This is a genomic window from Rhodocaloribacter litoris, from assembly GCF_011682235.2.
GTDB lineage: Bacteria > Bacteroidota > Rhodothermia > Rhodothermales > ISCAR-4553 > Rhodocaloribacter > Rhodocaloribacter litoris.
Genome location: NZ_CP076718.1, coordinates 2,233,853 through 2,257,760 on the forward strand (window position 1 = coordinate 2,233,853; position 23,908 = coordinate 2,257,760).

Sequence of the window (23,908 nt, forward strand, 5' to 3'; positions counted from 1 at the left end):
CTCCCTCAGACGCGGGCCGGGAACGGCATCTTGCGCCCGCCGGGACGGACGTATCCGCCGATCATGGCGCTGGCATCATCGACACTGATGAAGACCTCCGGGTCGGCCTCCTGCAACCGCTGAATCACGGCGGCCGTCTCCCGGGCAGGCACCATGACGATGAGAATCTCGACGTTGCTGTCCCGTCCCCGCCCGGTCACCTCGGTGACGGCATACCCTGCGGCGCGCAGCCGTTCGGCGGCTTCCCGCCAGGCCGGAGGGCGGCCATCGACGCCCGGCCTGTCCCGAAAGATGGCCCGGATCACTTGCTGGCGCGGCACCAGGTGCTCCGCCAGCCAGACGCCCACGTAGTTCCCGGCCGCAAACCCGGCCGCATAACCGACCAGGTGGACCCACGAGTCGAGGTGTTCCAGCGCCTGGGCCACGGCCACCACCCAGACGAGCACCTCGAAGAACCCGATCAGGGCTGCGAGTCCACGACGCCCCCGTACGGCGACGATCATCCGGAACACCGCCAGGGAAACGTCGATGACCCGGAGGCAGAAGATCAGCAGGGCTCCTATCGGCGCAGCAAAGAGAGCATCCATGACGCGTTGACGGGAACTACGAAGCGATGCCGCTTCGACCCTGGCACGGGGCGCCGGTTCTGGCGACACCGTAGATTTTGCGCGAAGTCGGTCCGGGTCGAAGACGCCGGCGGGGCTATCGCACGAGCACCAGGCGCCGCGTCGCCACCGGGGTTCCGTCCACCACCAGCCGGTAGAGGTAGACGCCGCCGGGCAGCGGGCGTCCCGTCTCGTCGTGCCCGTCCCAGAGCACGGCATGCGGGCCGGGCCCCGGCCGCGACGAGACCAGCGTGCGCACCACCCGCCCGAGCAGATCGTAGACGGCCAGCTGCACCCGCCCCGGGCGATCCAGCGTGAACGGAATGGTCGTCTCCCCCCGAAACGGGTTCGGATAGCCGGCGCCCAGGTGCAGGGTTTGGCCGGGCAACGCCTCCCGCGCGGACGACATCACGGGCACGAAACGGTAGATCCGGCCATCGAAAGCACAGAGGTAGAGTTCTCCCTGCTCGTCCAGGCCGAAGGAGGCAATGCCAAGCGAGGTATCGAGCAGTTGCTCGCTGGTGGCCCGCGTGCCGTCGTAGGTGAGCGCCCATACCCGCCCGGAGATGAAGTCGGCGTAGACGTACTTGCCGGCGAGTTCCGGCACGGCGGCACCGCGGTAGACGTAGCCCCCGGTGATCGAAGCCCCGAGGCTGTGATCGTATTCCCAGACGGGCGGGATCAACCCCGTGTCGTCGCATCCGGAGGGGGGATTGAAGCAATGGGTGCCTTCCATCACGTTCCACCCGTAGTTGCCGCCTTTCTCCACGAGGTCGACCTCTTCCCAGGCGTTCTGCCCGACGTCGGCCAGCCAGAGCCGCCCGGTCGCCGGGTCGAAGCTGAAGCGCCAGGGATTGCGGAAGCCGTAGGCATAGAGCTCCTCCCGGAAGCCGGCCTGCCCCACGAAGGGGTTGTCGTCCGGGATGCCGTAGTTGCGTTCGGGGTCGGGGTGGTCCACATCCAGGCGCAGGAGGGCCCCGAGGAGGGTGGCCGGGTTCTGGCCGTGCCCGAGCGGATCGCCGGCGCTGCCGCCGTCGCCGAGGCCCACGTAGAGGTAGCCGTCCGGGCCGAAGGCGAGCTGGCCCGCGTTGTGGTTCGAAAAAGGCTGCTCCACCTCCAGGATGACCGTCTCGCTGGCCGGGTCGGCCCGGTCCGGGTCGTCCGGATCGACCGAGAAGCGGGCGATGACCGTGCGGCGCGGGTTGGTCGCCGTGTAGTTGACGAAGAAGAAGCCGTTCGTCGCAAAGTCCGGGTGGAAGGCCAGGCCGAGCAACCCTTCCTCGTTGCCGCTGTCGTTGACCCGATCCCGGATGTCGAGAAACGTCGCAGCCGAGGCCACACCGGTGCGGTTCTCGAAGACGCGGATCACCCCGGCCTGTTCGACGACGAAGAGCCGCCCGGAGCCGTCTCCCGCGTGCTGCAGGTCCACCGGCCGGGAGAAGGTCAGGTTCGGAAAGGCCACCTCCAGTTCGAGGTCACCGCCCTGCTCGACGGATTCCTCGGGGGGGGCCTGGCCGCACGCGGTGGCCGCCATCAGACAGCAGACCGGCAGGCTGAAGAGACGGGAGGCGTTTCGCATGGTCGAGCTCCGGAGCAAAGGATCGTACCGGACCACGTTCGCGGCCGGAAGTAGCCTTTTCACGGGACGGAGCGGGCTTCGTTCCGATGGGCCGGATACCCGGAAGACGGGCCCTACGACGGGCCGCGCCGAAGCCGGCTTCGGCGCGATGCTAGCCCCGCCTCAGCCCTCCGAGCAGGCCGTCGAGCAGGGTCGGGCGCCGGAACTGGCACCCGATCTGCCCGAAGATCAGCGTCAGGACGGCGATCAGGAAGCCGACGATCCCCCAGTCGATGACCGTTCCGATCAGGCAGGGCAGGCCGATCTCGAAGATCGACAGGATGCCAAAGATGACGGCGATCACCGTCAGGGCGATCTCGAGGAGGCTCAGCAGTTCGATGAGTTGCTGGAGCAGGCGGCAGCCGCCGGCAGCCGGGGCACAGCACAGGGCCCACAGGATGAGCAGGGCCGCCCCGGCCACGGCCAGCCCGATCCCGATGCCGGCCACGACGACGTTCGAGGCGCACGCTCCGCCAAAGACGAGCACCAGGCCGACGATCAGCAGGATCAGGCCGAGAATACGGATCAGCCCGCACCACGGCGCCGGTTGCGGCGGGGGTGTCTCGATGACTTCGTCTTGCTCGCCGGTGTCCGTCTCGTTCCCGTCGCCGGTGCCCGTCTCGTTCCCGTCACCGGTGTCCGTATCCGTCTCGTCTTCGTCGTCCTCCGCACAGGCCGCCACCGCGAACCCTTCCGTCGCCAGGTCGGTGCAGCCGTCGGGCCACGTGACGACGACGGCCACGGACGCCTGGTGGGTCGCAGCGGCATCCATGACGTGCGTCACCTGGTTTGCTTCGGTCGTGTAGGCGGCCTCGTCGGAGAACTCCCAGGCGAAGGAATCCGGCGCCTCCGGCCCGTCGGTCGTCGCCGTGACGGTCACGGTGCGGCGGCCGTCGACGCAGGGCCCTACCTCCACGCGCAGGCTCTGCACGCGGTAGGCCTCGCATCCGCCGGCGCACGGCGGGACGGACAGGGGCGGATCGAGCGGTACGGGATCGCAGTCGTCGAACGGCGGCGAGAAGACGACGCAGGGCGTATGGGCCACCGGCGGCAGTCCCGCCGCGGGCGCCTCGTACGCATGCGTGATCGGATCGTCGAGGTAGTCGTCGGACGCGACCGTCTCGCCCGGCCCGGCCATCACGGACGGGCTGTAGGTACCATCGCCGTAGTCGATGTAGGCCGCCGTCGTCTCGCTCCCGCCGGTGACGGTGAAGCGGAACGTGACCGCCAACCGGCCGTCGACGCATTCGTCGCCCACCTCGACGACCTCGATCGTAGCCGTGGGACACTCGGGAGGGCATGGATCGAACGGCCCCACGGTGAGGGGCGTCGCACCGGGGCACCCTTCCGGCAGGATGAACGCGAACGTGGAGGTGTACGGGCCGCCCGGCGGATACGACACGGTGCGCGTCATTTCGGCCGTGGTGAGCAGCGCCGCCTCGTCCTCGCCATTGCCGAAGTCCCACGAGTAGACCGTGTTCGGCGGCACCCCGCCGGCGGTCGCCTTCAGCGTCACCTCGATCAGTCCCCCCTTGCATCCCTCCACCGCCACCACCTCCAGCGTCACGGCGGGGCAGGGATCGCTCTCGCCCCGGCAGGGCAGCGGGCCGTTCCACTCGTCTTTCGGGCAGTCGCCCTCGGTGCACTCGGCGTGCACCTTGACGGCGTCGCCGCACCGGAGGCCGTCCACGGGATACGCCACGCCCTCGTGCAGGACGGCCGTCCACGTGCCGTCCGCCTCCACATCAGCCTCCACCGGCCCGAAGCCGTTGACCGTGACGGCCACCTTCGGGCAGTCTTCCGCCGTACCGCTGATCTCGACGCGCAGGGGATGGCTGGTGTCGCTCTCCCCAAGGATACCGGACACCCCGGTGATGATGATCTGGCACATGATCGTACCTCTCGCTGGTTGTGAGTGAAATCCTCATAGAGGCACGATCTGCCGTCACGGCATCCCCGTAGATGTTTTGTTTGTATTGGATCTGAACAGCCTGCCCGGTGCAGGGTACGCCCCGCCGGGAGGATCCGGTCCCGGCCGCCTTCAACGCAGGCTGCGGGTGATTACGGCAAAATAGTCCTCGGCCAGGGCCGCTTCCTCCACATCCTGTTGCAGGATGAGCGCCACCACCGCGTCGTGATGGGGAAACGCATACAGTTCGGTGCGAATCTGCTGCCCTCCCAGCCGGAAGGCCAGGACCCGGCCCCGGCGTGTCGTTCCCCCCACGGTGCGTTCCACGGAACGACCGTTTCCGTTCAAGAACTGCGCCTGGCGTGCCCGGTATTCGTTCTCGAAAGCCTCCAGCAGGTTACCCAGCACCTCCTCGGGCGTGTTGGAAGACGGGTAGATCTGTATCAGCACGAAAGGAGAAGCCGTCCCCTCGAGGGTCAGCGTGGTGATGCCGCCCTCGGTCTCGCGGCCGAGTTGCAGGGCAGCGGGGTAGTCGAAGGCGAGGCCGTCGCCGGCATAGTGGAGTACTTCCTTGCGCCGTAGCACCACCTCGACCTCCTCGCCGCCCGGGGTGACGACCGTGACCGGTTCGTCCAGCCGGATCTCGTAGACCTGCCCGCCCACGTGCAGTTCGAAGGCCTCGGTGGAGGCGAGCGGGTGCGGAGAGGCGGCCGGCCTGCCTTTTGCCCGGGCATACGCCCAGCAAACCAGCAACAAAAGGCCAAGCAGGAGCAGAAGCGTTTTCATCTTCATCGGGCGTTCGAGTCGGGTTGAAAACGAACAGGCGTCATTGCCGGTACCAGAGCTCCCGGGAACCGTCCGACAGGTAGAGCAGCAGCTTGTTGCCTTCGACGTAATACCGGGCGATGGAGACCCACTGGCCGATCTGGGGGGCGAAAATCTGGATGATTCGCCCCTGTGTGCGCCACTGGCCCGTCACCGTGTCGCCGGAAGATCCGGAATCGGCCCCCCAGGAGCCCCAGGGATTGGCCCCGCCGGCCATGACGCGGGCATTGCCTTGAGAGAACGTGCCGTCGGCACGGATCTCCATGAACACCTCGGAAACCAGGGAGGCATCCCCGCTGACCATGGTTTCGCTCTTGCGCCAGGTGCCGACGAGGGCCGGATCGCGCTCGTGGGGACCGGCCGCGCCCTCCGGCACGGAGGCTTCCGCTCCGGCCGTGCGGGTTCCTCGCTGAAACGTGAGGGTGCCCTGCTGGCCGGTCGTGGGGTCCAGCAGGCGGAGCGTGAGGACGTCGCCCTGGAGCGTCGCCTCGAAGTTCACCTGCCCGCCCGTCTGGCTGTCGGTCAGCGTGCCCTGTGCCCGGCTGCCGGCCATCGTTCCGGAGAGGGTATAGCCGTAGCCGCCGGCGTCCGCCTGCCCGGTGAGGCGGGTGCCTTCCTGCCGGAGCTCCAACCGCGTCGGCGTGCCGTTGACGTTCCCGGAGAACGTGCCGGCGAAACCTTCGTTCGCGGGCGGCGCATTTCCGCCGGCAGCGAGCGGGCCGCCGGCTCCAGGCAAGGGCCCCCCGCCGGCCTCCTTCTGGTAGACCGTCTCCTGGGCGGCCGCATAGGCGGGTTGCCCACCGGCGTCCAGCGGGATCAGCGTGACGTAAAGCTGCTGCCCCTCCGCAAAGGCCTCGATCATAGCCCGGCGACTGCCCTGCATCAACAGATAGCCGATGAGCTCCCCCTCGTCCACCCGGCCTTCGACCTGAAACGTGATCCCGTCATCTCCAACCAGCGTGCCCGTATACTGCCCGGAAGCAGCCCGCTGCAACGACAGGGTGATGGCCCCCCGGGAGGTGGGCACCGTGTACCGGCCCGAGAGGTCCTGGGCCCGCGAAGCATCGGCGAAGAACATGATCAGAAAGAGAAAGATCGTTCGGTGACTCAAGCGATACATGGTCCTGGCAGGTCCTGGGTGAGGGCAGCCCCGTGAAAAAAACGGTGTTTCTCCGTAGCTTTCGCCTCGATCACCACCGGCTTTAGCAGGTTCGTGAGGCTGCCGATTTCATCCGTCAAGTAAGTATAGTTCAAGAACATCAAAAATGGATCAGGTTATCTTGTCCTCGACGGATTCCGGGTGCTCCCGGCCGGCGCCGGGTGCGTCTCCTCCATCCATCCCCCGTTTGTCGCACAAGCGTATGGCCGAGTCGGTTACAGCGTTGTTGCAAGCCGCGCGAGAAGGAGATACGCGGGCCTTCGATGCGCTCTATGAAACGATCTATGAGGAGCTGCGTCGCCTGGCGCACCGGGTCCGCAGCGGCCGCGGCGACGTGACGCTGAGCACCACCGGGCTCGTGCATGAGGCCTACCTGCACCTGATCCCGTCGAAGGACCTGAACTGGCAGGACCGCACCCACTTCTTTCGCGTGGCGGCACGGGCCATGCGGCAGGTGCTCGTGCGGGAGGCCCGCCGGCGCAAGGCCCTCAAGCGCGGCGGCGGCGTCCTGACGGTCACCTTCGACGACCGGGTGCACGCCGCCGTCGACGAAGACGACCTGCTGATGCTGGACGAGGCGCTCTCCCGGCTCGAAGCGCTGGATACGCGGCAGGCCCGGGTGGTCGAATGCCGGTTCTTTGGCGGCCTGACCATCGAGGAGACGGCCGAGGCGCTGGGCGTCGGCACGGCGACCGTCAAGCGCGACTGGCGGGTGGCCCGTGCCTACCTCGTGCGGGCCCTCGCCAGCTGAACATACCCTCACATCCCATGACCCCGGAACGCTGGAAACAGGCCCAGGCCCTGTTCCTGGAGCTGGCCGACCTCCCGCCGGAGGAGCGGGCCCGGCGGCTGCACGAGCTGGCCGCGGCGGACCCGGCGCTGCACCGGGAGGTGGAAGCCCTGCTCGACGCGGACCGGCGCACCCTGCCCTGGCTCGACGCGCCGGCCTTCCCGGCGTGGGAACCGCCGCCCCTGCCCGAGCGCATCGGCCCGTACCGCCTCCTCGACGAGGTCGGCCGCGGCGGCATGGGGGTGGTCTACCGCGCCGAGCGGGCGGACGGCACCTACACGCAGGTGGTGGCCCTGAAAGTGGCAGCGACCGGCCTCGGCGACGCCGAGCTGGTCCGGCGCTTCCACCAGGAACGGCAGATCCTGGCCCGGCTCGAGCATCCCGGCATCGCGCGCCTGCTCAATGGCGGCACCCTCCCGGACGGCCGCCCCTACCTGGTCATGGAGTACGTCGACGGCGTCCCGCTGGACCGGTACTGCGACGCACGGCGGCTACCCGTGGCGGACCGCCTGCGCCTGTTCGAGCAGGTGCTCCGGGTCGTGCAGTACGCCCATCGCCACCTGGTCGTCCACCGCGACCTCAAGCCTGCCAACATCCTGGTGACCGAGGCCGGCGGGCAACCGCGGGTCAAGCTGCTCGACTTCGGGATCGCCCGCCTGCTGGAAGACGAGCCCGGCACGGCCATCACGCGCACCGTGCTCCACCGGATGACGCCGGTCTATGCCTCCCCCGAGCAGCTACGCGGCGAGCCGGTGACGACAGCCTCGGACCTCTACACGCTCGGCGTGATCCTCTACGAACTCCTCACCGGGCGCCGGCCGTTCGAGGGCCCGCCCGGGCTGCTCGTCTCCCATGTGCTCACGCAGGATCCCGTCCTGCCCTCGCGCGCCGTCACCCGCCCGGTCGATCCGCCGTCGGATGCGGCATCGGCGACCCTGGCAGACCGGTTCGGTGCCACACCGGCGCAGCTGGCCCGCCGCCTCCGGGGCGATCTGGACGCCATCGTCCTCAAGGCCCTGCAGAAAGACCCGGCCGACCGCTATGCCAGCGCCGACGCCTTCCTGAACGACCTCGAACGGCACCGCGCGCACCTGCCGGTCCTGGCCCGGCGGGCCACCGCCGGCTACCGGCTGCGCCGCTTCCTGCACCGTCACCGCACCGGCGCGGCCATGACGGCCGCCTTCGTCGCCCTCCTGCTCGTGGCCGCCGGTCTCTTCACGTGGCGGCTCGCGCAGGAACGCGACCGCGCCCGCCTGGAGGCCCAGAAAGCCCGGGCCGCGCTGGCCTTCGTGGAAGACCTGTTTGACGGCGCCGACCCGGACGCCACCGCCGGCGACACGCTCAATGCCTTCGACCTGCTGGCGCGCGGCGCCCGCCGGCTCGAACAGCCCGGTGCCCTTCCCCCCGCCGAGGCCGCCCAGACGACCCACACCCTCGGCGCCCTCTACCTGAAGCTGGGCGACTACGACGCGGCCGAGCGCTGGCTCACGGCGGCCCTCGACCGCTGGCACCGGCTCCCACGGGCCGAGGCCGATGCGGAGGCGGCCACGCTCGTGTCGCTCGGCCACCTGGCCACCCACCGCGGCCAGTATGCCCGCGCCGACTCGTTCTTCGCCGCCGCCCTCGCCCTGCCCGCCGGCACACCCGGCGACCGGGCCGGCCGGCTCGTCGAATACGGCGATGCGCTGGCCGAACGGCAGGACTACCGGCGGGCCGACTCGGTCCTCCACCGGGCACTCGCCCTCCTGCCCGGCACCGACCCGGCCAGTGAGGAACGTCGCGCCGACGCCTGGTTCGTCCTCGGCACCATCGCCATGAACGAGGCGGACTATGCCCGCGCCGAGAGCCTGTTCGCCCGCGTGCTGGCCTGGCGCAAGGCCCATCTCGGCCGGATGCACAACCGCACCCTCGACGTGCTCAACAACCTGGGCAACCTCTACGCCGACGAGTACCGCTACGAGGAGGCCGACTCGCTGCTCTCCGAGGTGCTGCGCCTGCGCACGGCGCTCCTCGGCCCCGAGCATCCCCTCACGGGCGAGGCCCTGAACAACCTGGGGCTCGTGGCCTTCGGGCTCGGCGACTACGACCGCGCCGACTCGCTCCTGCGCCGCTCCCTGGCCCTGGCCGAGCGGCACGCCGGCCCCATGCACCGGGACGTGGGCATGACGATGAACAACCTGGGCTGGGTGGCCCTGCGCCGCAACCGACCGCAGGAAGCCGAGGCCCTGTTCCGCCGGGCGCTGGCCATCATGGAAACGGCCTCGGGCCCCGTCAGCGCCGACGCCGCCCTGCTGCTGGGCAACATGGGCTTCGTGCTCCACCAGCAGGGCCGCCCGGCCGACGCCCTGCCCTTCTTCCGGCGCGCCGTCGACGTGCGGCGGCAGGTCCACGGCGACAGCAGCATGCACGTGGCCTGGCGCCTGTTCGCCCTGGGCGAGGCCCTGCGCGACCTCGGCCGCCTCGACGAAGCCGAAGCCGTCCACCGCGAGAGCGTCGCCCTGCGGCGGGCCCTCCGCCCCCCCGACCACTTCGACCTGGCCCGTGGCCTCGACGGCCTGGCCCGCGTCCTGGCCGACCGGGACCGGCACGACGAGGCGATCGACGCCTTCGAAGAGGCCCTGCCGATCTACCGCACCTATTACGAAGGCAACCTCCTGCACCCCACGCTCTGGGCCCTCCTGCGCAACCTGATCGCCAGTCTGAACGCCCGGGGTCAGTACGAACGCGCCGGCCAGCTCCTGGCCGAGCTGCGGGCGGCCCTCCCCCCCGGCGACCCACGCCACGAGGACCTCGCCCGGCTGCAGGTGGCCCGCTGAGCCACGAGGCCCGGCCCGCGCCTCACCGCAGCAGCGTCACAGCCCGCGTCGCACGGAACCGCTCGCCTTCCACACGAATCAGGTACAACCCGCCGGGCAAGCCTGAACCGTCGAAGCGGAACGTGTGTGTCTCGCCCCCCGCGAGGGGTCCCGCATGCAACAACGCCACCCGGCGACCGAGCACGTCGTAGACCGCCACCTGCACCCGCTGCGGGCGTGCCACCGCCAGCCGCAGCGTCGCCGCCTCACGGAACGGGTTCGGATAGGCCGCACTCAACACATAGACCCCCGGCACGCCAACCGTCACCTCAGCCTCGGTGCTGTAGGTAAACGTGCCGTCGACGTCGACCTGCTTGAGGCGGAAGCGATGCGTTCCGGGATCGAGCCCGGCGATGCGGTACGTGTAGGCGTGCGTCCCGGCCGTGGTGCCGTGCCCTTCGACGAAAGCAAGCGTCTGCCAGGTGTCGTGGAAGTGCTGAACTTCGAAGCCGGCGTTGTTCGTCTCGGAGGCAGTCGTCCAGCGGAGAAGGACGTCGGGACCGTCGGCGGTGGCGCTGAGGGCAACGAGTTCGACGGGTAATGCGGTGCCTTCCACCTGCATCCGTACGGGCACCGGCAGCGACGTCGCATAGTCGCCCTGGGTCAGCTGTACCGAGAGCGTCGTCTCGAAGACGCCTTCGCCCAGGCCCTGCGGGTCGAACGTGAGGGTCACCTCGGCCGGGACGGTCCCGCTCGCAGCCGAGAGGTGCAACCAGGGCGCCGCTTCCGAGAGCGCGAACTGCCAGCCGTCGGTGCCGGTGTCGGGCAGGCGCAACGTGCGCACGACCGGATCGCCCTCGAGCGGGACCGGCACGTCGAAGCCCGCGGGCTGGGGGATCGGCAGTGCGGGCACCGCGGCGCTCCCCGCCAGCAGGGCTGCCGGTGCCACCGTGGCCTCGAACGTCCCGTCGCCGTCGGCGTCGACCTGCCAGGGCTCGCCCTCGCCCGTACCGCCGGCCTGCAGGGTGAACACCAGGCGACCGCCCGGGGCCACCGTCTGGTCGGGAAAGAGCCGGTGCGCCACCGCGTCCATCGTCATGGCCTGGCGGTGGAGATAGACCCTGGCCGTAGAATCCGTCACCGTGACGGTGATGGTGTAGGCGCTGTCGGCCGGCAGCGTAAAGCCGGCCCCGAACCGGGAGGCGTTGAAGGCCACGCCGGGAATGCCGTATTCGATGGCGCCGGGCAGGGCCGGATCGCTCACCCCCGTCTTGCGGCCGGCGGCGTCCTCGATGAGCACCTGCACCGGCGCGGTCGCCTGCACATAGAAGGCTTCCCGGAGTGGTTCGGTGCTCGCCCGGGCGACGCGCTTGCCCGCAGCCGGCGGCTCCGGCACCCGGTAGCCGGACTGCAGGATCTGCACGATCCGGTCGAGCGCCTCGGGTCCACTACCATTCTCAGGCATACAGCCGGGCTCCACCAGCTTACCATGCGCGCAGGCGTAGTACTCGAACGCCTCGATCCAGCGGCTCTCATCCACCCCGGAAAAGTCGGTGTCGCCCACGCGAGGGTCATGGCCCAGCGTGGCACTCACCAGGGGCACGGTGCGGTCACCCAGCCCCCAGACCGGCACCAGCCGCTCCCGGTAGGCCCGGTGACGGTCCGTGTCGCCCGGCTCGGAGCGCACGGTCGCCCCGGCCGGGATGAACTCTGGCCCCGGCCCCATGAACCAGCCCGTCTCCGTCTCGCCGATCAGCAGGCCCACCTGTCGGAAAATCTGGGGTGGGCCGTCGTAGGTGCGCCAGTCGTCCACGAGGTCGTGTACAAACTCCTGCTGCTCATCCCAGAGGGCGGCGTTGCGCGCCAGCCCGAAGGGGATGCCGAGGTCGTCGGTCTTGGCGCGGGTCATGAAGTCGAACGTTGCGTCGTAGCCCCCCAGCGGCTCATTGTAGAGGTCGACCGTGCTGTAGCCGTGGGCATGGGAGAGCGACGACGGATCGACCGCCTCGTAGTAGGCCCGGCTAGGCAAGAGCCCGTAGGCCCCCGGGATGTTGCGGACCATCTGCACCATGTCGCCCCAGGCCACCTCCCAGTTCAAGCCAAAGACCAACTCCTCGTCCACCTCGAAGATGTAGCCACGGGTGTGGGCAGCCACGGCCTGCGTCGCGCCCAGGTAGGGCGTCCCGCTGGTGATCAGGCGGTGTACCCGGTTGCGGGCATGGCTGCTGTCGCGGCGCACATAGACGGAGGCGATCAGGCCGCCGTTGGAGTGTGCCACCAGGTCCACCTGGCAGGCACGGGCCCGCCCCTGGCCCGGCCCGGAGTCCGTCGTGATCTGGTCGACGAGCGTCCAGAGATGGTCGGCCAGTTCGTCCACGCTGCGCCGCCAGTCGTTCGGGAAGCGCCACTGGTCCAGCGTGGCCTCGTTCAGGTTCAACGGATGCCCCGGATAGCCGGCCGCCTCCAGGTGGTCGTGGATGGGCCCGTAAACCTTTCGAGCTGTCAGAACCGATTCGATCACCTCGTTGGCCACGAGGGGGTTCAGGCTCGTCCTCCCGTCATTCTGCATGGCGAGGGCCCCCATGCGCAGGTTCTTTTCGTCGCTGGTGGCCCACACAGGGGGCAGCCAGTAGTTTTCGCCATCCATGCGCAGCCAGGTGCCGCCGATGCCGGGTATGAAGATCACCGGCCGCCGCAGCTGGGTGGGCTCCGACGTGTTGCCCTCGGGATCGACCGCCACGAGCGAGACCTCCGTGCCGGGCGCCAGATCGACCGCGATGTGGAAGAGCCCCTCGGCGTCGGCCTCGCCGTGTGCCACCGGCGTGAGAACCCGCGGCCAGTAGCGCGAGAGCCCCGTACCGGTCGAGTCCGCCGTATAGACGATCACCGTGGCGCCCGGGACGGTCATCCCCTCCACCGCACCCTCGGTGAGCGCCAGCACCCGCGGCGACGGCATGGCGTCGTTGGGCCGGCCCGGCTCGGGGCCCGCCCAGTCGAAGCACGAAGGGCCGTCGTTGCCCAGGTCGAGCGGCAGGAACAGGATCTCGTCGTTCATGAAATCGGGGGGAACGTGCAGCCTGTTGCGCAGCACGCGCACCCGGCGGGTCGTCTCCCCTTCGACGTTCAGCCCGTCGTAGATGTGGTTGATGTGCGCCTCCTCCAGGCTCCCGAGGGTCACCTCCTCCGCGCCCCCGGACACGGTGATCCCGCCGAGGCCGTTCGGGCGATACGCCGTGCCGTCGAAGCCCAGGTAGGTGTTTTCGACCAGGTGCCCCCGGCCGCCCTCGAGGCGGATCCCGACGCCGTCGAAGCCGTAGAGGGCCAGCCCGCGGACGACCACGCTGTCGGCCCCGGCGACGACCAGCCCGTCGGCCAGGGTGCCGGCCGTCAGGCCGTCCACGTGCACCCGCCCGTCGCCGGGCTGCGTGGTGCCGTCGATGGTGAGGGAGTCGGTGATGGCCGGCAACGGCGCCGTGAGCGGGATGACCGGCGCCTCGCCGGAAGGCAGGTTGAAGTGGATGCACTGCCGCCCGGGCTGCGTGTTGGCCTCCTCGAGGGCGGCCCGGAGCGTACACTGCAGGCCCTCGGTGGCGAGGTCGGTGTCGCAGAGGCCATCCCCCGGGTCGGCGTCGGGCTCGTCGGAGGACGCGGTCACGGTGAGGACCGGACAGGCAGCAGGGAGCGGCCACGGCTCCAGCACCAGCCGCCGGGCTTCAGAGTACCCGCCGGTCAGAATGAGGCGGTTGTCTGTAAGGGTAAAGTCTCTGACCCCGAAGGCAAAGATGGTACTGAGCCAGTCGCTGAAGCCGTAGTGATGAACGATCAGGCTGTCCAGATCGAGCACGCCGGTCTCGGCGGTCCAGACCAGATTGCGGAAAGCTCCGGATTGGTTCTGTCCCCAGACGATGATGGTGGAGCCGTCCGGTGAGATACCAATACTACCAATACTAGAGGAGGAACCCGGCGTATTCAGCTGCACCATGCCAGTGGCCTCCGTCCAGCGAAAAGCCCGGTAGGTGCCGTCGGCAAGCTGAGACAGGCCGACCACCACGGAACCGTCATCCGACACGTCGGTGGCGACACTCTGATCGCCACCCAGCGTTCCCAGATCCTGCATCCCGGTAGAAGGGGTCCATACGAAGGCGTGTCTAGAAGAACCCGTGCCGCTAGACCCCACGACAACAGCCCCATCCGCCGAAACGGCGGTTGCTTCAGTCCAATATCTGCCCGGCAGGCTTCCCAGATCCTGCATGCCGGTAGCGGAAGACCATCGAAAGGCATGAAAATAATCATCATTTACGGAAGAAACCCCAACAACCCAGGAACCATCTGCGGAGACACCATATCCTCTGCTCATATCTCCATCCTGCGGACCACCCAGGGTGCCAAGGAACTGTACGCCTCCAGCAGCCGTCCAGCGAGCCGCTCGCTGCAAAGTCCATCCATCGATCTCTTCATATCCCCACCCGACGACCACCGACCCATCCGCAGATACACCAAAAACATCTTCGAGCGGATCAAAACCACTTCCTGAACTCAGGGCCTGCATTCCCGAAGCGACGGTCCAGCGAAAAGGAACGAACACCGTGTTGGAATCCCTGGCCGAACCGACCACCGTGGAGCCGTCGTGGGAGATCGCCGTCGGCTGGCTCCAGTCTCCACCGGGCAGGAAACCCAACCACTGGAACTCGTACGACTGGGCGCGGGCAGCCCACGGCAGGGCCAGCCCCAGCACCCAGAGCAGGAGAAGAAGCCGTTTCATGGTTCGCTCTGTCCGTATTGACCGAAGCTTATTGGTACTATAGGTCAAAGCCGGACGGAACGGATCGTCTCAGCGCAGGCGCACCTGCGTGCGGCTGCGGACGTGGTCGCCGGCGTGCAGGCGCGCCACGAGGCCAGCGGCCACGGCACGCCCCGCCGGACCCTCCCGGCATCCCTCGCTTTTTCGCAATCGGGGCGGCACATGCCTCGCACATGATCGTATACGTGCGACGGACTTTCCACAAACGTACCCGCCCGCGATGCCCGACACGCCCGCCGTCGAGACGCCCGCCGCCACCAACGGCGCCGACCTCCGCCAGATCGCCCGCCGCCACATCGTCATCCGGGGCGCCCGGCAGCACAACCTGAAGAACATCGACCTGGACCTGCCCAAGGGCAAACTGATCGTCTTCACCGGCCCGTCCGGCTCGGGCAAGAGCAGCCTGGCCTTCGACACCATCTACGCCGAGGGGCAGCGGCGCTACGTGGAGAGCCTTTCGGCCTACGCCCGGCAGTTCCTCGAACGGATGGACAAGCCGGACGCGGACCTCATCACGGGGCTGGCCCCGGCCATCGCCATCGAGCAGAAGACCACCTCGAAGAACCCGCGCTCAACGGTGGCGACGCAGACGGAGATCTACGACCACCTGCGCCTGCTCTTTGCCCGCATCGGCACGACGTACTCGCCCGTCAGCGGCGAACCCGTCACGAAGGACAGCCCCCGCTCGGTGGCCGAGACGCTCACCGACCGGCTGGACGACCGCACGCGCTTCTACCTGTGCTTCCCCCTGCCTGCCCACGGCAAAAGCCCGGTCCGGCAGGAGCTGGAGGTGCTGCGGCAGCGCGGCTTCTTCCGCCTGGTGGTGCTGCCCACCGAGAAGCAGGCCGAGAAGGGGGAGACGGAGTCGGTGCTGGACCTGAACGAGACGCCCCCGGAGAAGGTGCGCGTGGCCCGCGAGCGGCTGCTCGTGCTGGTGGACCGCCTGGCCGTCAGAAAGGGCGACGAGGCGACGCGCTCGCGCATCGCCGACTCGGTGGAGCAGGCCTTCCGCGAGGGCGGCGGGCGCTGCGTGGCCCTCGTGGCCCGCGGCGGCCCCCGCTTCGACTTCAGCACCTTCTTCGAGCGCGACGGGATGCGCTTCGAGGAGCCAACGCCCCACCTCTTCTCCTTCAACAGCCCCCTCGGCGCCTGCCCCACCTGCCAGGGCTTCGGCCGCGTCCCCGGCCTCGACGAGGACCTCATCATCCCCAACCCGGACCTCTCCATCCGGCAGGGCGCCATCGCCCCGTTCCGCACCGAGCAGTGGAACGCCTACTTCCGCGACCTCATCCGCATCGCCGCCCGCGAGCGCATCGACATCGACGCCCCCTACCACCGGCTCTCCGAGCGCGAAAAGGAGATCGTCTGGCATGGCAAGGACGACTATGCGGGCATCCTCGGCTTCTTCCGCTTCCTGGAGAAGCACAGCTACAAGATGCACTACCGCATCTACCACGCCCGCTTCCGGGGCTACTCGCGGTGCCCGGACTGCGAGGGGTTCCGGCTGCGCAAAGAGGCCCTCTACGTGAAGGTGGGCGGCCTGCACATCGGTGAGGTGTGCGAGCTGACGACGAAGGACGCGTGGGACTTCTTCGAGCACCTGACGCTGACGCCGCATCAGGAGGCCGTCGCCGGGCGGGTGCTCGAGGAGATCCGCAAGCGCCTCCGCTACCTGGTCGAGGTCGGGCTGGACTACCTCACGCTCGACCGCCTCTCGCAGACCCTCTCCGGCGGCGAGAGCCAGCGCATCAACCTGGCCACCTCGCTCGGCTCCTCGCTCGTGGGCTCGCTCTACGTGCTCGACGAGCCGTCGATCGGCCTGCACCCGCGCGACACGGACCGCCTCATCCGCATCCTCGAACACCTGCGCGACATCGGCAACACGGTCCTCGTCGTCGAGCACGAGGCAGCCATGATGCGCCGGGCCGACCAGATCGTGGACCTGGGGCCGGGCGCCGGACGCCTCGGCGGCGAGGTCGTCTTCCAGGGCACGTACGACGAACTCCTCCGCGACGCGCGTTCCCTCACCGGCGCCTACCTCTCCGGCCGCAAGTCCATCCCCGTGCCGGAACGACGCCGGCCGGTGGACCCGGACTACGCCCTCGTCCTCGAAGGCGCCCGCCAGCACAACCTGAAGCGGCTCGACGTGCGCTTCCCGCTGGGCGTGCTCTGCTGCGTCACCGGCGTCAGCGGCTCGGGCAAGTCCACCCTCGTGCACGACACCCTCTACCAGGCCCTGCGCCGCCTCAAGGGCCAGCACGACGGCCAGTCGAAGGTCGGGGCGCACGACGCCCTGCGCGGGCATCAATACGTCGACCAGGTGGAGATGGTGGACCAGAGCCCCATCGGGCAGACCCCGCGCTCCAACCCGGTCACCTACATCAAGGCGTTCGACGCCATCCGCAACCTGATGGCGGACACCCACCTGGCCCGCATCCGCGGCTACAAGCCCGGCTACTTCTCCTTCAACGTGCCCGGCGGCCGGTGCGAGGTGTGCCAGGGCGAGGGCTTCGTCCGCGTCGAGATGCAGTTTCTGGCCGACCTGTACCTGGAGTGCGAGGCGTGCAAGGGCAAACGCTACAAGCAGGATGTGCTCGAGGTCCGGTACCGGGGCAAGAACATCGACGACATCCTGAACATGACCGTCGATGAGGCCGTGGCGTTCTTCGAGGACGTGGGGCCGGTGGTGAACAAGCTGCAGGTGCTCCAGGACATCGGCCTCGGCTACCTGACGCTCGGGCAGCCGTCGAACACCCTCTCCGGCGGCGAGGCCCAGCGCATCAAGCTGGCCGCGCACCTGGGCAAGACGGCCAAAGACCGCACCCTGTTTCTCTTCGACGAGCCCACCACCGGCCTCCACTTCGACGACATCCGCAAGCTGCTGGCCGTCTTCCACCGCCTCGTCGACGCCGGGCACTCGGTGCTCATCGTGGAGCACAACCTGGACGTGATCAAGTGTGCCGACTGGGTGATCGACCTGGGGCCGGAAGGCGGGCGGCGCGGCGGCTTCGTCGTGGCCGAGGGCACCCCCGAGGACCTGGCCGCCCACCCCGAGAGCCACACCGGCCGCTTCCTCCGCGAGGTGCTGTAGCCGCACCGGCTGTGACCAGGCGCGGCTACAGCATCAGGGGGAGGCAACGTACCGTCAGGGTGAGGCAACGTAACGGTAGCGATTCTGCCTTCTCGATATCACGGAAGATGCTCCAGATCGTTCAAATCCTTATGCCGGCCGCTGGCCCGCTTATTCCGCTTCAAACACTCCAGACCGATGATCGAGACGTTAACCTCCCCAAGTTTATCCTCAACACGCTGCGCATAGCACGACCCGAATTCAACACCGCTCGCGCTCGTTAAAATCTCTACCCGCAGCGGTGGATGCCCCATACGTATGATCTGATCCTTTCGCTCGAACAGCTCTGGCTGCAACGCCGGCACATCGAACCCGAATGCTCGTAGTGCCCGGTAGATGCGTTGCGCATTCTCTTCAGAACGCTCGATCCAGATGTCAAGGTCACCTGTGGTTCGAGGGTAGCCGTGATAGGCCACCGCATAGCCCCCGACGATGAGATACTTTACCTCATGAGCGCGAAACAACCTCAACAGTTCGCTGAATTCGGTCGGAAGCTGGATCGTAGGCATAGTTGAGCTGGCGCATCTCTTCGAGCGCGGCGAGGCGTTCCCGGGGGGTCAAAGACAACCAGTAGGCACGGTCCTGTTCTTCAGCCTCCGCAAAAGACGTGACGGAGAAGGCCGATCTATCCAGCCTGGAACGTGCACCTGCCATGGGTCTGAAGGTGTTTGGGATGATTGCACGATGTAACGCCTCACCCACGCTTCCGCTCCCCGGGCAGGCTAACGAAGAACTCAGTCGCCCGCCGGAATACCAGCAGATCGAGCCGGCCGCCCACCCCGAGAGCCACACCGGCCGCTCCCTGCGCGAGGTGCTGTGAGCATCCCACGAACCCGGGAGGAGGCCGGGCGTATTTCCAGATCAGATGCAATCCAGCCTCCCGATTCCATGAAAGTCCGCGTCAACGACGACGGCGTCGTGATCCCGCGTCATCTCCTCGGCGACGCGGCCGAAGTCGAGATTCGCAAAGAGAACGGCATCGTGGTGGTGATCCCGCTGCCTGCCGATGATCCCATCCTGGGCCTGGGCAGCCGACCCGTCTCCTCCGACCTCCCCGACGCGTCTGCGGCGCACGACCGCTATCTATACGACGATGCCGGATGAAGCGACTGTTTCTGGATACGGGGTATCTTCTCGCGTTGGAACTGTCGGATGACCAGCACCATCACGCGGCACAACGTCACTGGCAAACCCTTCGAGACGATGACTTTCACCTCCTCACGACCTCATACGTGTTCGACGAGGTCGTGACCTTCCGTGGTCCCGATGAGCTCTGGGTGGCCGACATCACCTACGTCCCGACGGCTGCCGGCTTCCTGTATCTGTCCGTTGTACTCGATGCCTCCAGTCGCCGCATCGTCGGCTGGGCGATGGCCAGTCCCCTCCGGGTGGAGCTGGTACTGGCGGCCGAGGAGATGGCGCTGACTCAGCGCAAGCCCGAAGGCATCATTTATCCTTCGGGTCAGAGGTGCCAGTACACGTCGATTGAACCGCCCCGGGTTTGCAGGAGACTCCAGCATTTGAGAACCTGGAGTCATGAACAGAAAAAGTACGCCCCTGAGATCCGCGAGCGGGCCATTATGGCGATCGAAAATCGCCGGTATGGTGTTCGAGCACGAGCACCCCTCACAATGGGCGGCCATCGAGTCTATTGCCCGGAAGATCGGCTGCACGGCTGAGACGCTGCGCAAGTGGGTACGCCAGAAAGAGCGGGACGAGGGTCGCAGAGCCGGCATCACCACCGACGAGCGTGCCCGGCTCAAGAAACTCGAACGCGAGAAGCGCGAACTGCGCCGGGCCAACGAGATCCTTCGCAAGGCCTCGGCCTGTTTCGCCCAGGCGGAGCTCGACCGCCGACCGAGGTAATGGTGCGTTTCATTAACGAACACCGGGACGAGTACGGAGTCGAGCCGATCTGCGATGTACGGCCGATCGCTCCGTCGACCTACTACAGTCACAAGGCTCGAGCGGCCGGCCCGTCGCTGCGATCTGCCCGGGCCCAGCGAGACGAAGCGCTGCGCGTGGAGAGTCAGCGCGTGTGGGAGACGAACGCCCGCGTCTATGGCGTGCGCGAGCTCTGGCACCAGCTCAAACGAGCGGGCATCACGGTGGCACGATGTACGGTGGCCCGCCTGATGGACGAGATGGGGCTTCACGGGGTAGTTCGAGGCTGCCGCTTCAAGACGACCGTGTCCGCGGAGGCTACGGATCGGCCCCTGGACCTCGTAGAGCGCGACTTCTCAGCAGCGCGTCCCAATGAGCTCTGGGTCTCGGATCTGACCTATGTTGCCACCTGGCGCGGCTTCGTCTACGTGGCCTTCGTCATCGATGCCTTCTACTGTCCACGTAACCGGGGTAAGTCCAGTATTCCTTTGGCGATCTTGCCACCCAACGGCCTGCGCTTCACCTGCGCCGCGGAGCGCCAGCGCAGCGGCGTCAGATTCAAACGCTGGTTGAAGGGCACATTCACTCTCATTTCGCAGCCCAAAGATAAGCGACTGCACTGCGAGTGATCCCTTGTCCTGCTTCAGCCAGTGGACGCAGATAGGTGACAAAAGTCTCCCTTTCACCGGGCAATAATGCTTCTTGTACGGCCTCTTCAAGAGTGGGAATCTTAGGATTGCCGGCTGTACGTAACATAGTCTCCCAATTCACCTTTTCCTTTGGCTTGATCTCGATCTGCAATTCAAGGTGGACTTCTCGAAAGCCCACCTGCTCTGCAAAAGCGATCAGGTCTCGGTCATCAAAATCGAGCATAGGATCGCTATCGAGCGGTTGCAATTGCTGATATATGCCCTTCACTTTTTGGGCAATCTCTGCCACAGGAGTAACATCGTACCCCCAGAAGATGTGCGGTGGTTCAGGGAGACCAAACCGGTTGATAGGCTCAAATATGGACAATCTACCACCGGCTTTGAGAACACGGTGAAACTCGCAGAAAGCCTGTTGCTTATCTTTAACGTAGATGAGGACCGAGCGCGTCGTTACAACATCAACTGCCTCTCCCTGTATAGGGGATAAATCCTCAGCGGGAGCACATACGAATTGGCAACGGTCAAGAACGCCCATTTTTTGAGCAATGCTCTGGGCATGATCAAGTAGGTCTTGCGAAACATCCGAGAAGATCACGTGTACCGTGCTCGACCTTTTGAGCGCCCCAAAGGCAATCAGCCCGTCGCCACAACCGACATCCAACAGGGTTTCGCCATCTCTCAAGTTCGCGTGCTCGAGAACCTTATCACGCACCCGGTTCAGCTCCTCCATTGTGGCCTTCATACGCTCAGCGTCGCCGCCGAAGCGTCGCTGCAATAGCCACTCACACCATATGTCGCGCTGATCTTTTGTCATCTCCATCACGAACCCTCCGGTATCCATGATTCTGCTACCCAGCTACTGTGCTGTCAATCCTTCCGCATCCTGCACCACGTTCAGAGGATTGCTGGAAAACGGCTCCTCGCCATACATAAAAGACATCAACCAGGTGAAAACGACGATTCACCGGTCGCCTCCGTCCTCATGTTAAACGCATAGTCCGGTTCGGTTTGGACTCACTGCTCGGCAGTACTGCAAATCGCAGCACCGGCAGCATTCGCCCTTCTGGCCTCGACGGCACGCTTCCAACCGGAACGGCTCCCATCCTTCGATAGAATCCTTCGGCATGCGGATCGGCGACGATCTTCAAGGTTGATCCTCCGAGCTGCGCGATTATCCCTACCGCATGCTCAAATAGAACTCTCCCGATTCCCATCCCCATCGACTCCGGTTCCACCCAGATGTGATCCAATTCGTACTCTTCACCTTCACCGATGAGCGCATAAAAACCCACGACTTCGCCTTTGCTCACAGCGCAGTAGACGGGATGTGTCATGATGAATTCCGGCGTGACGGTCAGCTCATCGGCCCATAAACGCATCAACCGTTCATCGTATCCCCACGAGCCTTTGGCCGCAAAGGCAATCTCCGTCAACCGACGGGCTTCGTCCGAACGCGCAGGGCGGATCTCAATTTCCACCATCTTCATCGTTTATCTACCTCCTTCACGTTATTCGTCAGTTGCTGCCTCTTCTTACCAATAAACAGAAAATGATCGCTCTGACTGATCCCTTCGATAGTTCTACCGGTTCGTTCCACCAGATCGAGCCATGCTTCACGCTCATTGTCAGACAGATTGTTCAACTGCGACTGCCATACACTCGTGAACGATTCCACCCCGACCAAAGCGAGTTCTTCAAAGTAACCAGCCAGAAGCTCGCGAAATTCACTCACGGTCGTTAAATGTGCATACCCAAGCGGTGGGGCATGCTCCGGATCGAGCTTCCCATTCCGCAAATATTCCTCGTGAAATGCCTTGCGCCTGATGCTCTCTTCCGGCTTCTCCCGAAAGAGATCGCGCAAATACGCCAGGCGATTGATCCCCGCTGCAAACAGGACGCCTCCCACTTTCAGCACACGATACCCCTCCCTGACTGCTTGCCGCCGTTCGGACAGTTCCCGAAGATGATAGAGCGGTCCGAGCATCAGAACCGCATCGCAGCTTTCATCGCCAAGACAGCTCAGATCGGTCGCTGATGTCTGAACAACGGTTTTGACCTGATGCCCGAGCCCGGCCTGCTCCACGCGTTCACGCGCCGCCTCAAGCAACCGCACACTGACATCTATCAGATGAATGGTGCACCCCCTCTTTGCGAGAAAAGACGCATAGTGTCCGGCGCCGGCTCCAACATCGGCTACCACCGAAGTATTTGGGACATATCGCTCCAGATAGCGACAGGTGATGGCATATTCTACCGGGCAATATTCCTCCAGCCGTTCAAGCTCAAACTGAAATGCCCATCCATCGTAATGTTTAGCTACATTATGCTCTTCGCCTTTCATATTATCGAGCAAACGCAGTCAGTCCTCCATCTACGATGAAAGAGACGCCTGTGATGTAAGAAGCTGCATTGGAACATAGCCAGGTTGCCGCCTCTGCTGCTTCCTCGGGCATTCCCATGCGACCTAACGGGATACGTCCTTGCTCTCCGGCCCGAAGCTGTTCACGCTTTCGAGCATCTCCACCTGCGATACGTTCCAAAATTTGTTGGCGCATCTCCGTATCGAACGCACCGAGCACCAGCGCATTCACTCGAATGCCGTTCGCAGCATACTCAAGCGCTGCCGACTTCGTAAGCCCAAGGACCCCGGCCTTGGTTGCCGCGTAGAGCGCCGCACGCGGTATCCCGCCTAATCCATTTACGGAAGATGTGTTTAAAATCACACCTCCCTGTGGGTTCTGGCGCAGCATCTGGATGATTTCAGCTTTCATGCATAACCATACACCTTTAAGATTCACCGCCACCGCACGGTCGAACTCGACTTCTGTGTATTCGGCTGTGAGGCGTAACGTCTGGTTGGTTTCAGCGGCATTGTTAATCGCCACATCCAATCGACCAAACCGCATAACTGTCTCGGCTACAAGACGCTCGACCTCTTCGCCAATCGCGACATCACAAGGCACAAACATTGCCTTTCCACCCCGGCCTTCAATCTCTCTGACCACTGTTCTTCCCCGTTCCTCTCTGCGAGCAGCAATGGCTACACAGGCACCACGTTGTGCAAAAGCCATTGCCATTGCACGCCCCAGGCCTGAACTCCCGCCTGTAATCAGAACAACTTTGTTCTCGAACTCCAGCATACCAATATCCTTACACAAAAGAACAACTTGATAGCGATAAGTTTGCTGTTCAGCATGTTTTAACTATTTCCTCTTTTTCAGTTGTTCCGAATTTTACACGCATGTATTTTTTTCGCACCTTCTTCGCAGGAGAGCTTCAACCAGATTTGTCCAGTCCTTATTCCAAACATGCTTTATCCTGTCTTCTTGAGGGATAGTCTCTGGCATGCAGGCAAAAGCGGATGTACTATCATATTTTCCCTTTAATAAAATTAAATATACTGTCACACACTTGTTTCAGCTCGACATTTTGTTCCAGGCAAATTGAAATATGTCCTGCCTCAATCTCACTTATCAACTGATAGAAGTGCCCATAAGCCACAATCAAAAATCTGAGTCCGCCACAATCGATATTTCCACGCTGGCGAGCAAGGGTCAATAATGTTGGATTCACCCATAATTCTTCATACTTGTCGCTTTCTGAAGACGAGGCATTGGGTATGCACTGCCTCTGTCTCATGTGCAGCTCGTTTCCCTTATATATTGCCACATAACGAATGTCAGGGAACCGATTGAAAAGCTCATCTATCAGATTATTTGTGGTATTCATGTCCATGTCGTCT

At 65.4% G+C, this 23,908-nt stretch carries 18 protein-coding genes, 2 pseudogenes and 1 other annotated feature; of the genes and pseudogenes, 8 read left to right on the forward strand and 12 right to left on the reverse strand.

The window, feature by feature from the left end:
* Positions 1-5 precede the first annotated feature (5 nt).
* The 5 genes from GQ464_RS09315 to GQ464_RS09335 all read right to left on the reverse strand — a co-directional run bounded on the left by GQ464_RS09315 (position 6) and on the right by GQ464_RS09335 (position 6,077).
* A complete protein-coding gene (locus GQ464_RS09315) occupies positions 6-587 on the reverse strand; it encodes a DUF2179 domain-containing protein (protein ID WP_166978461.1) in 582 nt (193 codons plus the stop codon).
* A 115-nt stretch (positions 588-702) separates the two neighbouring features.
* Positions 703-2,184: a PQQ-dependent sugar dehydrogenase gene (locus GQ464_RS09320; RefSeq protein WP_166978463.1), complete on the reverse strand. Its 1,482-nt coding sequence runs from the start codon at positions 2,182-2,184 to the stop codon at positions 703-705.
* 151 nt (positions 2,185-2,335) lie between these two features.
* Positions 2,336-4,114, reverse strand: a complete 1,779-nt coding sequence (locus GQ464_RS09325; protein ID WP_166978465.1) for a hypothetical protein — start codon at positions 4,112-4,114, stop codon at positions 2,336-2,338.
* Between the two features lie 150 nt (positions 4,115-4,264).
* Positions 4,265-4,918 carry a hypothetical protein gene (locus GQ464_RS09330; RefSeq protein ID WP_166978467.1) on the reverse strand — a complete coding sequence of 218 codons (654 nt, stop codon included), beginning with the start codon at positions 4,916-4,918 and terminating at the stop codon, positions 4,265-4,267.
* Between the two features lie 40 nt (positions 4,919-4,958).
* Positions 4,959-6,077, reverse strand: a complete 1,119-nt coding sequence (locus GQ464_RS09335; protein ID WP_166978469.1) for a hypothetical protein — start codon at positions 6,075-6,077, stop codon at positions 4,959-4,961.
* Positions 6,078-6,318: 241 nt separating this feature from the next.
* Between GQ464_RS09335 and GQ464_RS09340 the strand changes: the two genes are divergently transcribed.
* Positions 6,319-6,867: an ECF-type sigma factor gene (locus GQ464_RS09340; protein WP_166978471.1), complete on the forward strand. Its 549-nt coding sequence runs from the start codon at positions 6,319-6,321 to the stop codon at positions 6,865-6,867.
* Between the two features lie 17 nt (positions 6,868-6,884).
* Positions 6,885-9,722, forward strand: coding sequence for a serine/threonine-protein kinase (locus tag GQ464_RS09345; RefSeq protein WP_166978473.1), 2,838 nt, complete (start codon positions 6,885-6,887; stop codon positions 9,720-9,722).
* Between the two features lie 22 nt (positions 9,723-9,744).
* Here the strand turns inward: GQ464_RS09345 and GQ464_RS09350 are convergent, their stop codons facing one another.
* Positions 9,745-14,058: a lipase/acyltransferase domain-containing protein gene (locus GQ464_RS09350; RefSeq protein WP_341481831.1), complete on the reverse strand. Its 4,314-nt coding sequence runs from the start codon at positions 14,056-14,058 to the stop codon at positions 9,745-9,747.
* On the opposite strand from GQ464_RS09350, the gene GQ464_RS09355 reads away from it, so the two are divergent.
* Both GQ464_RS09355 and uvrA read left to right on the forward strand, forming a co-directional pair.
* Entirely contained in the window at positions 13,981-14,235 is a 255-nt protein-coding gene (locus GQ464_RS09355; protein WP_228350749.1) for a hypothetical protein, read from the forward strand. The genes GQ464_RS09350 and GQ464_RS09355 overlap by 78 nt on opposite strands.
* Before the next feature lie 487 nt (positions 14,236-14,722).
* Positions 14,723-17,593, forward strand: coding sequence for an excinuclease ABC subunit UvrA (gene uvrA, locus GQ464_RS09360; RefSeq protein WP_166978477.1), 2,871 nt, complete (start codon positions 14,723-14,725; stop codon positions 17,591-17,593).
* Positions 17,594-17,691: 98 nt separating this feature from the next.
* Here uvrA and GQ464_RS09365 read toward each other — a convergent pair whose 3' ends face one another.
* Complete coding sequence (locus tag GQ464_RS09365) at positions 17,692-18,141, reverse strand: nucleotidyltransferase domain-containing protein (protein ID WP_166978479.1); 450 nt, start codon at positions 18,139-18,141, stop codon at positions 17,692-17,694.
* Positions 18,142-18,305: 164 nt separating this feature from the next.
* On the opposite strand from GQ464_RS09365, the gene GQ464_RS09370 reads away from it, so the two are divergent.
* From GQ464_RS09370 to GQ464_RS09385, 4 genes and pseudogenes are all read left to right on the forward strand, one after another.
* Positions 18,306-18,452: a hypothetical protein gene (locus tag GQ464_RS09370; protein ID WP_166978481.1), complete on the forward strand. Its 147-nt coding sequence runs from the start codon at positions 18,306-18,308 to the stop codon at positions 18,450-18,452.
* Positions 18,453-18,520: 68 nt separating this feature from the next.
* The gene (locus tag GQ464_RS09375; RefSeq protein ID WP_166978483.1) at positions 18,521-18,736 is read left to right on the forward strand and encodes a hypothetical protein; all 216 of its coding nucleotides are present in this window, start codon (positions 18,521-18,523) and stop codon (positions 18,734-18,736) included.
* Positions 18,737-18,888: 152 nt separating this feature from the next.
* A pseudogene (locus GQ464_RS09380) lies at positions 18,889-19,137 on the forward strand (DDE-type integrase/transposase/recombinase); the annotation flags it as partial.
* Between the two features lie 75 nt (positions 19,138-19,212).
* Positions 19,213-19,968 (forward strand): annotated as a pseudogene (locus tag GQ464_RS09385) (IS3 family transposase); the annotation flags it as partial.
* Positions 19,456-19,572: a sequence feature (AL1L pseudoknot), on the forward strand. Its footprint overlaps the pseudogene before it by 117 nt.
* Before the next feature lie 136 nt (positions 19,969-20,104).
* Here GQ464_RS09385 and GQ464_RS09390 read toward each other — a convergent pair.
* The 5 genes from GQ464_RS09390 to GQ464_RS09410 form a co-directional block, all read right to left on the reverse strand.
* Positions 20,105-20,986, reverse strand: a complete 882-nt coding sequence (locus tag GQ464_RS09390; RefSeq protein ID WP_228350157.1) for a class I SAM-dependent methyltransferase — start codon at positions 20,984-20,986, stop codon at positions 20,105-20,107.
* A 160-nt stretch (positions 20,987-21,146) separates the two neighbouring features.
* On the reverse strand, positions 21,147-21,653 hold the full coding sequence (locus GQ464_RS09395) for a GNAT family N-acetyltransferase (RefSeq protein ID WP_228350158.1): 507 nt from the start codon (positions 21,651-21,653) through the stop codon (positions 21,147-21,149).
* A complete protein-coding gene (locus tag GQ464_RS09400) occupies positions 21,650-22,507 on the reverse strand; it encodes a class I SAM-dependent methyltransferase (protein ID WP_166978491.1) in 858 nt (285 codons plus the stop codon). The genes GQ464_RS09395 and GQ464_RS09400 overlap by 4 nt, the downstream gene beginning before the upstream one ends.
* A gap of 1 nt (position 22,508) precedes the next feature.
* Complete coding sequence (locus GQ464_RS09405) at positions 22,509-23,306, reverse strand: SDR family NAD(P)-dependent oxidoreductase (protein WP_166978493.1); 798 nt, start codon at positions 23,304-23,306, stop codon at positions 22,509-22,511.
* A gap of 229 nt (positions 23,307-23,535) precedes the next feature.
* The gene (locus GQ464_RS09410) at positions 23,536-23,895 is read right to left on the reverse strand and encodes a hypothetical protein (protein ID WP_228350159.1); all 360 of its coding nucleotides are present in this window, start codon (positions 23,893-23,895) and stop codon (positions 23,536-23,538) included.
* Positions 23,896-23,908: the final 13 nt, after the last annotated feature.

Excerpts from the sequence above, each read along its gene's own strand:
- GQ464_RS09315 (WP_166978461.1), bottom strand. The coding sequence starts at position 587 with ATGGATGCTCTCTTTGCTGCGCCGATAGGAGCCCTGCTGATCTTCTGC.
- GQ464_RS09390 (WP_228350157.1), bottom strand. The coding sequence starts at position 20,986 with ATGGAGATGACAAAAGATCAGCGCGACATATGGTGTGAGTGGCTATTG.
- GQ464_RS09365 (WP_166978479.1), bottom strand. The coding sequence starts at position 18,141 with ATGCCTACGATCCAGCTTCCGACCGAATTCAGCGAACTGTTGAGGTTG.
- GQ464_RS09330 (WP_166978467.1), bottom strand. The coding sequence starts at position 4,918 with ATGAAAACGCTTCTGCTCCTGCTTGGCCTTTTGTTGCTGGTTTGCTGG.
- GQ464_RS09405 (WP_166978493.1), bottom strand. The coding sequence starts at position 23,306 with ATGCTGGAGTTCGAGAACAAAGTTGTTCTGATTACAGGCGGGAGTTCA.
- GQ464_RS09320 (WP_166978463.1), bottom strand. The coding sequence starts at position 2,184 with ATGCGAAACGCCTCCCGTCTCTTCAGCCTGCCGGTCTGCTGTCTGATG.
- GQ464_RS09370 (WP_166978481.1), top strand. The coding sequence starts at position 18,306 with ATGATTGCACGATGTAACGCCTCACCCACGCTTCCGCTCCCCGGGCAG.
- GQ464_RS09410 (WP_228350159.1), bottom strand. The coding sequence starts at position 23,895 with ATGAATACCACAAATAATCTGATAGATGAGCTTTTCAATCGGTTCCCT.
- GQ464_RS09350 (WP_341481831.1), bottom strand. The coding sequence starts at position 14,058 with ATGAGCAGAGGATATGGTGTCTCCGCAGATGGTTCCTGGGTTGTTGGG.
- GQ464_RS09345 (WP_166978473.1), top strand. The coding sequence starts at position 6,885 with ATGACCCCGGAACGCTGGAAACAGGCCCAGGCCCTGTTCCTGGAGCTG.
- uvrA (WP_166978477.1), top strand. The coding sequence starts at position 14,723 with ATGCCCGACACGCCCGCCGTCGAGACGCCCGCCGCCACCAACGGCGCC.
- GQ464_RS09340 (WP_166978471.1), top strand. The coding sequence starts at position 6,319 with ATGGCCGAGTCGGTTACAGCGTTGTTGCAAGCCGCGCGAGAAGGAGAT.
- GQ464_RS09335 (WP_166978469.1), bottom strand. The coding sequence starts at position 6,077 with ATGTATCGCTTGAGTCACCGAACGATCTTTCTCTTTCTGATCATGTTC.
- GQ464_RS09325 (WP_166978465.1), bottom strand. The coding sequence starts at position 4,114 with ATGTGCCAGATCATCATCACCGGGGTGTCCGGTATCCTTGGGGAGAGC.
- GQ464_RS09375 (WP_166978483.1), top strand. The coding sequence starts at position 18,521 with ATGAAAGTCCGCGTCAACGACGACGGCGTCGTGATCCCGCGTCATCTC.
- GQ464_RS09400 (WP_166978491.1), bottom strand. The coding sequence starts at position 22,507 with ATGAAAGGCGAAGAGCATAATGTAGCTAAACATTACGATGGATGGGCA.
- GQ464_RS09395 (WP_228350158.1), bottom strand. The coding sequence starts at position 21,653 with ATGAAGATGGTGGAAATTGAGATCCGCCCTGCGCGTTCGGACGAAGCC.
- GQ464_RS09355 (WP_228350749.1), top strand. The coding sequence starts at position 13,981 with ATGAAAATAATCATCATTTACGGAAGAAACCCCAACAACCCAGGAACC.